This window comes from Epilithonimonas sp. UC225_85, from assembly GCF_042695135.1.
Lineage (GTDB): Bacteria > Bacteroidota > Bacteroidia > Flavobacteriales > Weeksellaceae > Epilithonimonas.
The window spans coordinates 2810980-2824511 of the sequence record NZ_CP170547.1; the positions used below are offsets into that span (position 1 = coordinate 2810980).

The window sequence follows — 13532 nt, forward strand, 5'->3', positions numbered from 1 at the left end:
AAATAAGTTTTGTTTATTTTTATTCTAAATCTCAACTTCGTTGGGATTTTTGTTTTTTTGGAGATTGATAAAAACACAAATTAAAACTTATCTTTAATTATCATCAGCTATCCCTAATCGTTTGATATCTTCTACACTTTGGAGTTTACCCCTCAAAACCGACATATCATCACTCACTTTCTTATCCAAGATCTTCGCATAATGCTGAGTGGTCTTTATGTTCGTGTGACCCAACATCTTACTTACACTTTCAATCGGAACACCATTGGCCAATGTAACTGTAGTGGCGAATGTGTGTCTAGCGATATGAAACGTCAATTCTTTATTTATTCCACAGATGTTCACAATTTCTTTAAGGTAAGAGTTCATTTTCTGATTACTGAGAACGGGAAACAAAACATTTGAATTTATACATTCTGGATTGTCTTTATACTTCAAGATCAATTCTTGGGCTAGGGGCAGTAACGGAATTCTGGTTGAGGTATCCGTTTTCTGACGATGTGTAAATATCCATTGGTCGCCATCTATTCCAATATTGACGTTAGATTTTGTCAATTTCTTTACATCAACATACGCCAAACCGGTATAGCAACTGAAAAGAAAAATATCACGAACTTGGTTCAATCTATCTGATGCAAATTCCTTTTCATAGATCGTCTGAATTTCCTCTCGAGTAAGATACGGACGTTCCATTACCTTAAGCTTTGCTTTGTAGCTTAGAAAAGGATCTTTTGTGAGCCATCCATTTGCCATACATAAACGAATGATCTTTTTGAAATTCTTGATATACTTTACCGCGGTATTGTTTGCGCATTTACGTACACTGCGAAGCCAGAAGTCATAATCCATAATAAAAGCGTGGTCGATCTTTGTAATGTCAATATCAGAAGTTTTATATTTCCAGATTAGAAATTCCTGCGTATGCTTTAACGATGTTTTATAACGCTCCAATGTTCCGGGAGCAAAATCCTGACCAACCAGTGCTTCTACTTTATCATTGTGATCCTGAAAAATAGGAATGAGCATTCTTGTGGAAATATCGGTTCCAAGCAGTTTAGATTTTAAACTCTCTGATGTTACAAAGTCTTCTTCTTTCAGCATCAGGTAATGAGAATCGTAAACTCGCTGTTCCAAAGTTTTAAGATAGAGGTTCAGTGTTTTGGCTTCTTGGGTATTACCTAGTGCCTTGTGTGCTTTACCATCCCATTTCTGTGGGTCGATGTACCTTTTAGCGGCAATGTCCGCTGCCTTGCCATCTATCGTGATTCGTAAGTAGATGGGTGCCGTTCCGTTTGTTCGGATTTTATTCTTTTTTATAAAGAATAACAGGTTGAATGTTTTGTTCATTGTGTGGTAACTTTAATTGTTTAATAATTTAGTTTTTGTTACCACTTTCTGCAAGATGTACAATCGTTAGACTGCCTATTGGTCGGGTTTCCCTGAGTTTTTCGTGACCCATTTTCAAATTTTCAGGATGGGTCACGGAATAGGTCATATAAATCGTGACCTATTTTGATTTTTTTTGATTCTAGCGCAAAACAAAAAACGCTGTAAACATTGATGTTTACAGCGTTTTAGCTTATTTTAGTTTCTCAACCAGCGGAGAGAGAGGGATTCGAACCCCCGGACCTGTTACAGTCAATAGTTTTCAAGACTATCGCAATCGACCACTCTGCCATCTCTCCATACTTGTCACGATCTCTCGTTTTCAGTGGTGCAAATATAAAAAGCTTTTACTTTATGACCAAATTAATTTTATGAAAAAACTTTAAATCTTTCGTTATCAAAGGGAAAAATTAATTCTTTACCAATTGAAAGCCAATAAAAACCATCAACAGCCCCACAATCAGGCTTAGTAAAGCGTATAGAATTAATATAAAATAATTACCATTTTGCCAAAGTGAAAAATTCTCAAGCGAAAAAGTAGAGAAAGTTGTATAACCACCGCAAACACCAGTAATCAAAAGATATTTAAGCGAATTATCGACTTTTAGGAAATATGCCGACAAGATCCCAATTAAAAAACAACCTGTGATATTCACGACAAAGGTTCCCATCGGAAAAGCATTGATATTCCATAATTTCTGAGTGTAATTCGAGATCAGAAAACGCATTACGCTTCCAAAACCACCTCCCAGAAAAATATAAACTAAATTTCTCATTACGCTAATTTATGAAAATCAATATTAAATAGATGTTAGATATTAGACTTAAATTTTAAATTGTTATTTTTGAAAATCAACTGCCAAATTTGATTTTAATGTCTATGAAAAAAATTATCCTGATAGAAGATGAGTCCAGCGTTGTTTCCTTTATTAAAAAAGGACTGCAGGAATTGGAGTATAAAATTTCGGTAGCACTTGACGGCAAAACAGGAATCAAAATGGTGGAAAACAACGATTTCGACATGATCATTCTGGACATTATGTTACCGGATATCAACGGTCTGGAAGTCTGCAAAGAAATCAGGAAAAAGAATAAAACCATCCCTATTTTGTTCCTGACAGCTTTGGATTCTTCCGAAAATATAGTTTTGGGATTAGAAAGCGGCGGCGACGATTATCTTGTAAAGCCTTTCAAATTCATAGAATTGGTGGCGAGGATCAAATCATTATTAAGACGCAGCGGACACATAAGCGAACCGGATAACGAGTTTGAAAATGATGAAAACGTTTACCAATTTGAAGACCTGACTGTAAATGATTACACCAAAAAAGTAACACGAAACGGATCAGAAATTTCATTAACCTCAACCGAATATAAACTACTACTCTACTTTCTGAACAATCCCGAAAAGGTGATTTCAAGACCAGAAATTCTCGATGCCGTCTGGGGTGTTAATTATGAATTGGGAACCAATGTGGTGGATGTTTACGTCAATTATCTCAGAAAAAAACTCGACAGCCAGGACGATAATAAGATCATCCATACCGTAATCGGAATGGGATATGTTTTGAAAAAACCTTAATCTATGCTGAAAAAGATCTCTACCAATCAAACCAAAACAATGCTTCTTCTGATGCTTGTCTTTACTGTGGTCATACTGATTTTCAGTGGGTTGGTTTATTTTTCTATTGTTAATTTTTCGCATCAGCGATTTTATGAATTGTTGAAGATCCGTGCAACAACCATTGTTCAGATTGAGAAAAGCAGACCTCATATTGATACTACAACCAATAAAATCATAGCAGATCTTACGCGGGAAGAGGAACTGCCGATGGAGAAAGACTACGTTTTTGAAATCCCAAAAGATTCCAATTATAGTAAAATCTCGCATCAGATTCATATTCCGGACACTTTTTTTAAGAATATTGTACAAAAAGGAGAAGCCAATTATAACGACAAAGAACTTTATTACATCGGGCAAAGTTTCCATTCCCACGACAAAGATTATATCGCAATTGCCTCAGCCAAAAATCATTACGTCGTTTATTATCTGGGATATCTGAAAAGAACGTTAATCACCTGTATGATTCTGGCACTTTTCTTTTCGATGATTTTTTCTTTTTATCTGTCTAAAACTCTATTCAAACCGATCCTGAAAATCACCAATAAGGTAAAGGAAATAAGTTCCGAAAATCTGCACCTTCGATTGGAACCTCAGCCGGGAAATAAGGAACTGAACGAGCTGGTTGATACTTTCAATGGGATGCTGAACAGAATCGAGACTTCTTTTGAAACCCAAAATCACTTGATAGGAAATGTTTCTCACGAGCTACGAACGCCTTTGACATCGATAATGGGCGAAGCTGATGTTGCACTTTCTATGAAAAGATCTGAAGAACATTATCAGGAAACACTTCAAATTATCCTTAATGAAGCCGAAAAACTTGATAAAAAGATAAAAGCATTGCTGATGATCGCTCAAACCGGTTTTGACGGGAAGATTCAGAAGATGGACAAAGTACGAATGGATCAGCTGCTTTGGGACGTTATAGAAACGGCTACTCGGATTAATTCTAAAAATAATGTCTTTATGGACATCAGTATGCTGCCGGATAATCCCAAGAAACTGAAAGTTCAGGGTAATGAACAACTTCTTCATCTTGCAATGGCGAATATCATCAATAATGCGTGCAAATATTCTAATTTCCAACAGGTTAAAGTTTCTCTTGGTGCAACAGACACACACGTTTATATCATTGTAAAAGATAACGGAATTGGCATTCCGGATTCTGAATTTGATAAAATCTATGATCCGTTTTTCCGGGCTTCCAATACGAAGAATTACGAAGGATATGGCATCGGATTACCGCTTGCAAGAAACATTATCCGGATTCATAAAGGGGAATTGATTATTAATTCTAAGGAGAATGTCGGGACAACTGTGCAGATCAGCTTTCCGATTTTTGTGACCTGACTTTAAATATTGGCAGTTCGCTAAGTTGTTATCAAATTAGGAATCATAAAAGTCATGCACATGATTGTAATAATTCATGCGCGGGACTTCAGCAACTCATGCGCATGAGTTTGGAAACTCGTCCGCATGAGTTTTGGGAAGCTAAACTTCTTCTTCAAAGTCTATTAATCTACTAGTGAAATTCTAATCTCATTTTAATCTCTTTAATTACATTTTAATTTGGTTCCAAAGACTTTCTAATTTGGTGCGTATAGTTTTGTAGTATCAAAAAATGACAACTCACAAAAATATAAAGTTATGACCAAAACCATTTTAATAGCCACAGACTTTTCACTGGAATCTTTGGACATCTTGAAAAAAGTTTTGAAGAAGAAGCACGAGCAAAACGATGAGAACAAATATAATATTCTTTTCGTTTCAGGTTACGATATGGGCGATTCTATCAGAGATCTGCTCTTCACAACCAAGAGCACTGTTTTTGGAAAGATAAGACCTCAGGAATTTTGCGATGCTTACAGCATTATCAACAACAAATATCCTCATCTGATCAACAAGATCACTTGCGACATCTTCACGGGAAGTTTCCAAAGGGCATTCAACAATTATATAGAAGCAGCGAACGTGGATGAAGCCTACTACCCGACTTCGAAAAGTAAAAATCTCAATAAAAATCAGTTCGAGATCGCGACTTACCTCAAAAAGAACAAACATGTAGAAGCTCGGGAAGTAGTGACTCAGACTACGGAATTGATGCCCGAAAAAGGAAGACTGGCGGAAGTTTTTTTGTAGAAGACGATTTGGTGAAAAATTAGAATTTAATTATTTAAAATAAAATAACATGTTAAGAAATTATAGTAACAGCAGAACGTTGGGAGACAACATCAGACTGGGAACGCTGACTGCTTTTACGGCAGGAACTATAAATATAGCATCTCTATTGATATTTCTCTCTTTTACATCCAACGTAACAGGGCATTATGCCATTTTTGCGGCAGAAATCAGCCAGGGAAACTGGTCTCAGGTTGCAGTCGTGGGTGGATGGATTTTCTTATTCTTCTTCGGAGGTTTTGTAGCCAATTTGAGCGTCATCAACCTTAATAAGAAAAGTAAATATTTTGCGCATTCACTGCCGATCTTTCTAGAAATATTATGTCTCTTGGCGGTGGGGATCTATGGTCAGTTCTATTATGAAAAGACTTTGCAGGAAACGGAAACTTTGGTTGCATTGATGTTATTTGCAACAGGTCTTCAAAACGGTTTGACGGCAAGTATCTCCAACTTCTCCGTTAAGACCACTCACCTTACCGGAACAACCACGGATTTGGGAATTTTGGCTTCGATGTTTACCCAGAAGAAATTCAGGAAGAATCCGGAATTGATTGCAAGAGCCAAATTATTGATGAGTATTATGGCAGCTTATGTTTTGGGCGCGATATTCTCAGGATTAACTTATTACAGTCTGGAATTCAGGGTGTTTTATGTGATCAGCATTTGTCTTCTTGTAGTGATTGGATATGATTTTTATAAGATCAATCTGCGACATTTCCAGACAGAATACAGATATTACAGGATATTTCACAAACCAACTTTGATTGCTTACCTGTATTATAAAATTCATAACAAGGAAGAAAAAAGAACTACAAGCCATCCCAGAACCAGTACAAAGTTAGCTTTCAACGACAAGTAATTTTTCAGATCGTCAAACACAATTCATATATAAATTAGTTTTTTTGTAATAGTTTTTTCAAAGAAATACACCGGGAATGATCCCGGTGTATTTTGATTTTATGATATTTGAAATTATGCTTATTGCTCCACCCAAGTGTGGTTTTCACCTGCCAATTCGCCAAGATATTTCTCCGCATCCATTGCGGCCATACAACCGCTTCCTGCAGCCGTGATCGCCTGTCTGTAATGATGATCCTGAACATCGCCCGCAGCAAAAACACCCGGAAGATTGGTTCTTGCAGATTTGCCTTCGGTGATGATATATTCATTTTCGTCCAGGTCGATTTGTCCTTTGAAGATGCCTGTATTTGGTTTGTGACCGATAGCGATGAAAATCCCGTGAACATCAATTGTAGAAACCTCGTCTGTCAGGTTATTGACTACTTTTGCTCTTTCTACCAAAGAGTTTTCACCTTCGATCCCGATCAACTCGTGGTTATATTTCACTTCGATGTTTGGCGTATTCAAAACTCTGTCAACCATTACTTTTGAAGCTCGGAAATGATCTTTCCTTACTAATAAAGTGACTTTGTTACAGATATTGGCAAGGTAAGTTGCTTCCTCTGCAGCCGTATCGCCAGCTCCAACTACGACCACATCTTTTCCTCTGTAGAAAAATCCGTCGCAGGTCGCACAGGCAGAGACACCACCACCGGAATATTTTTTCTCATCTGCCAATCCAAGATATTTTGCGGCTGCGCCAGTTGAGATGATTACACTTTTTGCAAGGATCTCGCGGGAACCTGTACTTAGTTTATGGATGCCGCCTCTTACTTTGGCAAACTCTACTTTTGAGATCATCTCGTAATGAACTTTGGTTTCGAAACGTTCTGCTTGTCTTTGCAAATGCAACATCATTTCGGGTCCTGTAACGCCATCCGGATAACCAGGGAAATTTTCCACTTCTGTAGTTGTCGTCAGTTGTCCTCCTGGTTCCAGTCCTGTAAATAATTCGGGTTTCAGACTTGCTCTGGCAGCATAGATTGCTGCTGTAAAACCAGCTGGTCCTGAACCTACGATGACACAATCTAAAATATTGTTTTCCATTTTTATGATTAAATTATTTTATTCTTTTAAGGCTAAATTGATAATCGATTTCGGTTCCAATTTATAAGTTTTCAAATATAAATCTTTGCGTGAAAAATCGAGTACAAATTTCGGGAATTAATTATTCAAAACCTATCTAAAGTATCAATGTGATTGATGTGAATGGCAAATAATAATGAGTAACGTGGAATCTGTTGCAGCCCGACCTGAGTGGAGCTCATTTTTTGCGAACAGTCTGGTTTCTTTGGATGTGAAAATTTCTGGCAAAAAATAGCGGGAACGGAGGACGGAAAAAGCTGCCCAATAAACCACCCCGTCAAAAATTCAAAATTTGAATTTTTGACGCCCCTCCAAAGAAGGGGAATTTTTAAACTTTCACTTTCAGTTCATCTACTTTTATGATCTTGTAAACCAGTTCTTTGTAAATCTCTTCATCTTCCATTTGACGGACACCAAGGCCTTTGGATTTGAGATCCATTTCGCGGAGAATGGAGATAACTCTGGTTGCATGTTTCAAAGGATAAAATCTTGCCGCTTCTGTATAATCCTTGATGGCATACGGATTAACGCCCATTGTTGAAGCAATGGTTTGCGGAGATTGTCCGGATAAAGTATGGTAAATGATGATATTTGAAAAGAAATTATACAACGCTCCGAAAGCCATCTGAACCGGGTTCGATTTTTTATTCTTTCCCATATAATAGGCAATGCTGAAGGCTTTTGTCTGATCTTTTGTAGCCAAAGCTTTCTGAAGTTCGAAGATGTTGAAATCCTTGCTGATACCTATATGTTCCTCGATGATTTTGCCATCCAGAACCGCGCCGTCTTTCAATACGATTTTCAGTTTGTTGAGTTCGTTGGCAATTCTGGAAAGATCATTTCCGAGATATTCTGCCAAAAGGTGGCTGATGTTTGGAGCGGATTTGATTCCCATCACGGTCATCTCGCCCTGAATCCAGGTTGGTAATTGATAATCCTTCATCTTCTCGCTGGTGAAAAGCATTCCAGATTTGGCCAAAGTTTTAGCGACTTTCTTTCTTGCATCCAGCTTTTTCAGTTTGTGGGCAAAGACTAAAATTGTGGAAGGAACAGGATTTTCGAGGTAAGTTTCCAGTGCTTTGGATTCATCATCATTCAGTTTCATATCCTGTGCTTCCTTCACGATGATCAGCTGTTTGTCGCCCATCATCGGATATTGTCTTGCTAAAGATAAAATCTCGAGATAATTGGTATCGCGGCCATAAGCAATGGTCTGATTGAAAGCTTTCTCATCTTCTTCCAAAACATCATTCTCAAAGTGTTTAACTGCCAGATCGATATAAAAAGACTCATCGCCCTGAAAAAAATAAACCGGTAATAGTTCTTTATTTTTAATATTTTTGAGGATAATATCTATTTCTTTCATCTTAAAGTATGCAGGTTCCTAAGCTTAATTTTGAAAATGATTTTGATCTGAAGATCAAGCAAGACAAAGATACATTTTTTATCTATGATCTGGTAAGGAAAATCTGGCTTGTACTGACGCCCGAAGAGTGGGTACGACAGCATTGGCTGCACTATTTCCGGTTTGTAAAAAAGAAAAATCTGTCATCACTCATCCTTGAAAAAAAGCTGGAACTGAACGGAACTACGAAGAGAATTGACCTGCTCGTCACCGAAAAAACAAAACCAAAAATTCTGGTTGAATGCAAAGCGCCAAGTATCGTTTTGAAAGAAGTCCACTTTGAACAGATCGCAAGATATAACAGTTTAATTGGTGCAGAACAAATCATAATCAGCAATGGTCTGCATCATATCTTTGCGGATTACAAAGACGGAAAATACCATTTTCTAAAGATGGAAGTCTGATTTATTATTTTTCTAGTTTGCTTTTTAGAATCGGCATCAAAGAATTGGTGAATTTTTTGGCACCAGTTTCATTCAGGTGAGAAAAATCCATAAAGTCTGTTTTTTCATATTTCTCCAAATCATTGGAATCATAATAATTGCCGTATTTTGAAAAATAACTTCTGCTTAATTTTTTAAATTCTTCAGTTTTCATTTGTGACTTTTTAAGTAAATAAGCTTCATTAACCGGAGATAGAACTAAGATGTAATTAATGTTTTTTAATTTTAAAAACTCAATCAATTTATTCAGCGCTTCTACCTGATTAGGCAAAGGCTCATAACTGCCAACTTTTACAACAGGACTATTATCCTGATCTTTGTAGATGATATTAGTTGTAACGAAACCGCCTTCTATATATCTATCTTTTTTGTCAGAGACAGAATCATTCAGCATTTTCAGTCTTTCTTTTTCTGCAATTCCAATATACTTTATGATCAAAGCATTGAAAGCCATCAGATTTGTCGAACTTCTAAACAGCTCAAAATCATAAAGACTCTTTTGGGAATTCATAATCACATTCACCGTTTCATAGTTATCCTGTGTAAGCATCAGAAAAGGATTGACATCTATAATAACTATTTTTGTCTGTGTATTTTCGAGATATCTCTCAGCAATTATTTTTGTCATATTAGGTTTTTGAGAACTGGTACCTAAGTTGAATGAGGTAAAATTATTATTTTTGAAAACCCTCGAGTCATAATTCCTTGTTGCCAAACTTGATCCTAAAACCAAAATATCTGTTTGTTTTATTTTTTCTATCTGTTCTAATTTCCGCGCAGTAAATCCAAACCTTTTTTTTGCCTGTGTAGGATTATTCGTTTTGAAAAAAGGAGAATTAATCTTATAAAGTGTGACTATTACCACACAATAAATAATCGCTGATATCAGTAAAAATTTGGAAAAGACGATAATCAATTTCTTCATAATCTAAAATTGAAAATAAATAAAGTCCTCTTGATTTTTCGGCATCGCAAGGGCAATTAATAATAAAATGACAATATAAAATCCCCATCTGAAAAAAACCGGCCAATTCTTCCCTATTTTTTCCAGAATGTGATGATCTCTTCTCCCAAACCATTCTACCACCATCATAAATAAAATCAGAAGCAGTAAAAACCAAGACATATAATCCGGATAATTTGGAGAAAATCTGGTAAATATCCCGTAAGCAAATGCGTTGGTTGTATGAATGCTGCTGTTTCTAAAAATCACAGCCAAAAAAGTAGCCGCTGACAAATTCAATAAAATCATCACAATATGTCCGGCTGATGGAATAATTGCTGTTTTATAATTGTGAGTAAACCTGTTGGTCCAAGGTCTGAGTAAAACCGATATAATGACGAAAATGGCAGCGAAAATCCCTACCACTATGTAAGTCCATCTTGCACCGTGCCAGAATCCGCTGATCAGAAAGATCAGAAATACGAAGAAATATTTTCTTGCATCGGATGAGTTGGCTTTGACTGCCGGTTTATAAATGTAATATTTGAACCAGGTTGAGAGAGAAATATGCCATCTCCCCACAAACTCTGCCATATCTCTGGAGAAAAAAGGCGTGTCGAAGTTTTTCATTAACTGAATCCCAAGCATTCTTGCGGTGCCTAATGCCATATCAGAATAGCCGGAAAAATCTGCATACACCTGGAATATAAATAGAAATGCCGCATAGACCAACGTTGTTCCGGAATGCTGCCCCGGATCCTGAAAAACCTGATTGACGATGGTTGCACAATTATCCGCAATGACTACTTTTTTGAAAAACCCCCATAGAAACTGACGCATTCCGTCTACAATTCTATGATAATTAAACCGATGGCCTACTGTAAGCTGAGGAAGCAAGTGCGGCGCTCTTTCTATAGGACCAGCTAAAAGCATTGGAAAAAAACAAACAAAAAGTGAATAATTGATGATATTCTTTTCAACTTTGAATTTTCCAAAATAAATATCCAAAACATAACTCAGCCCGTGAAAAGTATAGAACGAAATACCAACAGGCAAAATAATATTAAGCGTCGAAATATTGGGTTGGAAACCTGCTGATATAAGGAGATCATTAAAGCTATCAATGAAAAAATTAGCATATTTGAAATACCCTAGTATACCAACATTGATGATGATGCTGGTAAAAAGCCAAAATTTCTTCGTGATTTTTTTATCAGAATTAGAAATGATAATCCCTGAGAAATAATCTAAAAGTGTGGAAAAACCTAACAAAAAACAGAAACGCCAATCCCATTGGGCATAGAAAAAATAACTACCGGCTAATAATAAAAGGTTTCTGTATTTCCAATGCTTAATGGGAATCAACCAGTAACCAAAAAATATGACCAGGAAAAAAGCCAGAAAATTTAAAGAATTAAATAACATTTGCGTTTATTATCAAAGCGCAAATATAATCGTATATTTTATAATTATTAATAAGCTTAACAGATTATTGATAACTTATTCAAAAAAATATTAGTATTATTTATATTTTTATATATTAAAATCTCTTTTCGGATTGAATAAATAAATTACAAGAAAGAAAAATACAGATACTGCAAGAAAATATTGATAATAATGAACAGCAGACTGCGAACTGATGGTTGTAGAACTAGAGCCTGTATTTTTCTGTAATTCCGTTGTGAGATGACTGATAGCTTCATCCAGATTATTACCATTAAAATAACTTCCGCCAGTGGATGATGCAATATTACTAAGTGCTTTTGTCTGCAATTTGGAAACCACAGTCTCACCATACAGATCGGATTTGTAACCCATCAATTGTCCGAAATAATATTCCGGAATCGGAGCACCTTCTTCTGCCCCCACACCGATTGTTGTAATCTTGATACCTTGTTTATTCGCAAGATTGATTGCTTCTTCCTCGTGACCTTCATTATCTTCGCCATCGCTTATCAGGACTACATTTTTAGAACCTTTATTAATATTTTTAAATTTCTGGGATGCTACTTCTATTGCTTTCAAAAAATCCGTCCCCTGATTCTGAACCACACTTGTTTCGATACCGGAAAGGTAGGTTTCCGCCGCCGAATAATCACTCGACAAAGGCATTACCGAATAAGCATCGCCTGCAAATACAACAATCCCCACTCTGTCATTGGTCATTTTCTGAAGAGAATTAATAATGATATTCTTGGCCTCGTCCAATCGGCTTGGCTGGATATCCTGGGCATTCATAGAATTGGAAACATCCAGAACGAAAATGGTATTGCTCACATTCTGAGTCACACTGATCTCTTCTTTTCCGCCCAAAAGATCTATGATTGAAAGTATCAAAAACAAAAAACCAAGGAGATAGAGAATTGGAAAAAGACGAACAAACCACAATGTTTTTTCAAACAACACTTCCTGAAATCTATCTTCTGCAAACACATTTCTTCTCCGACCCTTCCATCGGATATAGTGGATGATGAAGTAGCCGATGACAGGCAGCAACAGAAGTAATAAAAGATACCAGTAATTTCCTAAATACCAATTCATCAGCTTAATTCAAAATTTTAAAAATGACCCAGCGAAACAATGCATCCAACAATAACAACCCTAATGCGATCCATAGGAAAATACGGAAATACTCCTCATAATTATATAATTTGGAAGTTTTGACATCTGATCTTTCCAACTGATTGATCTCATCATACACCGTCTGCAGGCTGTTGTTATCTGTTGCACGAAAGTACTTTCCTCCTGTGAGCTGAGAAATATCCATTAATGTATTTTCATCAATTTCTGTTTTCTGTTCTGTAAAAACAATGTCTCCAAAAATGTTGGTTCCTGTTGGGAAAGCAGCAAAACCATTGCTTCCAATCCCTATCGTATAAACTTTGATGCCATTATTTTTTGCCAGTTCTGCGGCGATCTGAGGCGGCATTGCGTTAATAATTGTATTAACACCATCTGTCATCAGAATGATTATTTTGCTTTTTGCCTTGCTGCTTTTAAGGTGATTTACAGCTACAGACAAGCCTTCTCCAATGGCAGTCCCGGGTTCCAGCTCCAAAGGATTCAATTGATTGAGTTCATCCACAACAACCTGATGATCTGTTGTCAAAGGAACTTTTGTGTACGCTTCTCCGGAATATGCCACCAATCCAATTCTGTCATTCTCTCTTTTGTTAACGAAATCAATCGCAATCTTCTTCAATGCTTCCAATCTGTCCGGATCCAGATCTTTTGCCAGCATACTGAGCGAAACATCCACAGAAAGCATAATATCAATCCCTTTGGAATCGTCCCGGTCCTGCGAAATAGTGTAAGTTCTTGGCCTTGCCAAAGCAATAATCAAAGAGGTTAGAATAAGGTATTTCGAAACCTTCAGAAACTTCATCACCAAAGAAATACTACCGCTCGGCTGCATGTTTTGAACAGAAGGCACTGCAATTCCACGGCTCTTTTTTTTGCCAGCATCCAATATCAATAATGGAATGAACAAAATAAAAAGCAACAAAAACCACGGACTGTAAAATTCGAAATTCACGTGTAAATTATAATTGATTAATGATGATTGAT

Annotated in this window: 13 protein-coding genes and 1 tRNA gene; 5 read left to right on the top strand and 9 right to left on the bottom strand. The window is 36.6% G+C overall.

Annotated elements, in window-relative coordinates; all coding sequences use genetic code 11:
- Window positions 1-93: 93 nt before the first annotated feature.
- From ACFJGY_RS12800 to crcB, 3 genes are all read right to left on the bottom strand, one after another.
- Complete coding sequence (locus ACFJGY_RS12800; RefSeq protein ID WP_379964491.1) at window positions 94-1347, bottom strand: site-specific integrase; 1254 nt, start codon at window positions 1345-1347, stop codon at window positions 94-96.
- A gap of 253 nt (window positions 1348-1600) precedes the next feature.
- Window positions 1601-1685, bottom strand: a tRNA-Ser gene (locus tag ACFJGY_RS12805).
- Between the two features lie 111 nt (window positions 1686-1796).
- Window positions 1797-2162: a fluoride efflux transporter CrcB gene (crcB, locus tag ACFJGY_RS12810; protein WP_379964493.1), complete on the bottom strand. Its 366-nt coding sequence runs from the start codon at window positions 2160-2162 to the stop codon at window positions 1797-1799.
- Window positions 2163-2266: 104 nt separating this feature from the next.
- Between crcB and ACFJGY_RS12815 the strand changes: the two genes are divergently transcribed.
- From ACFJGY_RS12815 to ACFJGY_RS12830, 4 genes are all read left to right on the top strand, one after another.
- Window positions 2267-2968, top strand: coding sequence for a response regulator transcription factor (locus ACFJGY_RS12815; protein WP_379964495.1), 702 nt, complete (start codon window positions 2267-2269; stop codon window positions 2966-2968).
- Between the two features lie 3 nt (window positions 2969-2971).
- Window positions 2972-4360, top strand: a complete 1389-nt coding sequence (locus ACFJGY_RS12820) for an ATP-binding protein (protein ID WP_379964497.1) — start codon at window positions 2972-2974, stop codon at window positions 4358-4360.
- Window positions 4361-4657: 297 nt separating this feature from the next.
- Window positions 4658-5149 (top strand): hypothetical protein, encoded by a 492-nt coding sequence (locus ACFJGY_RS12825; RefSeq protein WP_379964499.1) that lies wholly within the window; start codon window positions 4658-4660, stop codon window positions 5147-5149.
- A gap of 49 nt (window positions 5150-5198) precedes the next feature.
- Window positions 5199-6047 (top strand): YoaK family protein, encoded by an 849-nt coding sequence (locus ACFJGY_RS12830; RefSeq protein ID WP_379964501.1) that lies wholly within the window; start codon window positions 5199-5201, stop codon window positions 6045-6047.
- 119 nt (window positions 6048-6166) lie between these two features.
- On the opposite strand, the gene trxB is transcribed toward ACFJGY_RS12830, so the two are convergent.
- Both trxB and holA read right to left on the bottom strand, forming a co-directional pair.
- The gene (gene trxB, locus ACFJGY_RS12835) at window positions 6167-7135 is read right to left on the bottom strand and encodes a thioredoxin-disulfide reductase (RefSeq protein ID WP_379964503.1); all 969 of its coding nucleotides are present in this window, start codon (window positions 7133-7135) and stop codon (window positions 6167-6169) included.
- 367 nt (window positions 7136-7502) lie between these two features.
- Window positions 7503-8540, bottom strand: coding sequence for a DNA polymerase III subunit delta (gene holA, locus ACFJGY_RS12840; protein ID WP_379964505.1), 1038 nt, complete (start codon window positions 8538-8540; stop codon window positions 7503-7505).
- Window positions 8541-8548: 8 nt separating this feature from the next.
- Here holA and ACFJGY_RS12845 point away from each other — a divergent pair, with 8 nt between their 5' ends.
- Window positions 8549-8983 (top strand): type I restriction enzyme HsdR N-terminal domain-containing protein, encoded by a 435-nt coding sequence (locus ACFJGY_RS12845; protein WP_379964507.1) that lies wholly within the window; start codon window positions 8549-8551, stop codon window positions 8981-8983.
- A gap of 4 nt (window positions 8984-8987) precedes the next feature.
- On the opposite strand, the gene ACFJGY_RS12850 is transcribed toward ACFJGY_RS12845, so the two are convergent.
- From ACFJGY_RS12850 to ACFJGY_RS12865, 4 genes are all read right to left on the bottom strand, one after another.
- On the bottom strand, window positions 8988-9947 hold the full coding sequence (locus ACFJGY_RS12850) for a hypothetical protein (protein ID WP_379964509.1): 960 nt from the start codon (window positions 9945-9947) through the stop codon (window positions 8988-8990).
- 3 nt (window positions 9948-9950) lie between these two features.
- Window positions 9951-11390 carry an MBOAT family O-acyltransferase gene (locus ACFJGY_RS12855; RefSeq protein ID WP_379964511.1) on the bottom strand — a complete coding sequence of 480 codons (1440 nt, stop codon included), beginning with the start codon at window positions 11388-11390 and terminating at the stop codon, window positions 9951-9953.
- A gap of 108 nt (window positions 11391-11498) precedes the next feature.
- Complete coding sequence (locus ACFJGY_RS12860) at window positions 11499-12506, bottom strand: VWA domain-containing protein (protein WP_379964513.1); 1008 nt, start codon at window positions 12504-12506, stop codon at window positions 11499-11501.
- Between the two features lie 4 nt (window positions 12507-12510).
- Complete coding sequence (locus ACFJGY_RS12865; protein ID WP_379964515.1) at window positions 12511-13500, bottom strand: vWA domain-containing protein; 990 nt, start codon at window positions 13498-13500, stop codon at window positions 12511-12513.
- Between the last annotated feature and the right edge of the window lie 32 nt (window positions 13501-13532).

Excerpts from the sequence above, each read along its gene's own strand:
- crcB (WP_379964493.1), bottom strand. The coding sequence starts at position 2,162 with ATGAGAAATTTAGTTTATATTTTTCTGGGAGGTGGTTTTGGAAGCGTA.
- ACFJGY_RS12845 (WP_379964507.1), top strand. The coding sequence starts at position 8,549 with ATGCAGGTTCCTAAGCTTAATTTTGAAAATGATTTTGATCTGAAGATC.
- ACFJGY_RS12820 (WP_379964497.1), top strand. The coding sequence starts at position 2,972 with ATGCTGAAAAAGATCTCTACCAATCAAACCAAAACAATGCTTCTTCTG.
- ACFJGY_RS12825 (WP_379964499.1), top strand. The coding sequence starts at position 4,658 with ATGACCAAAACCATTTTAATAGCCACAGACTTTTCACTGGAATCTTTG.
- ACFJGY_RS12860 (WP_379964513.1), bottom strand. The coding sequence starts at position 12,506 with ATGAATTGGTATTTAGGAAATTACTGGTATCTTTTATTACTTCTGTTG.
- ACFJGY_RS12815 (WP_379964495.1), top strand. The coding sequence starts at position 2,267 with ATGAAAAAAATTATCCTGATAGAAGATGAGTCCAGCGTTGTTTCCTTT.
- holA (WP_379964505.1), bottom strand. The coding sequence starts at position 8,540 with ATGAAAGAAATAGATATTATCCTCAAAAATATTAAAAATAAAGAACTA.
- ACFJGY_RS12800 (WP_379964491.1), bottom strand. The coding sequence starts at position 1,347 with ATGAACAAAACATTCAACCTGTTATTCTTTATAAAAAAGAATAAAATC.
- trxB (WP_379964503.1), bottom strand. The coding sequence starts at position 7,135 with ATGGAAAACAATATTTTAGATTGTGTCATCGTAGGTTCAGGACCAGCT.
- ACFJGY_RS12850 (WP_379964509.1), bottom strand. The coding sequence starts at position 9,947 with ATGAAGAAATTGATTATCGTCTTTTCCAAATTTTTACTGATATCAGCG.
- ACFJGY_RS12855 (WP_379964511.1), bottom strand. The coding sequence starts at position 11,390 with ATGTTATTTAATTCTTTAAATTTTCTGGCTTTTTTCCTGGTCATATTT.
- ACFJGY_RS12830 (WP_379964501.1), top strand. The coding sequence starts at position 5,199 with ATGTTAAGAAATTATAGTAACAGCAGAACGTTGGGAGACAACATCAGA.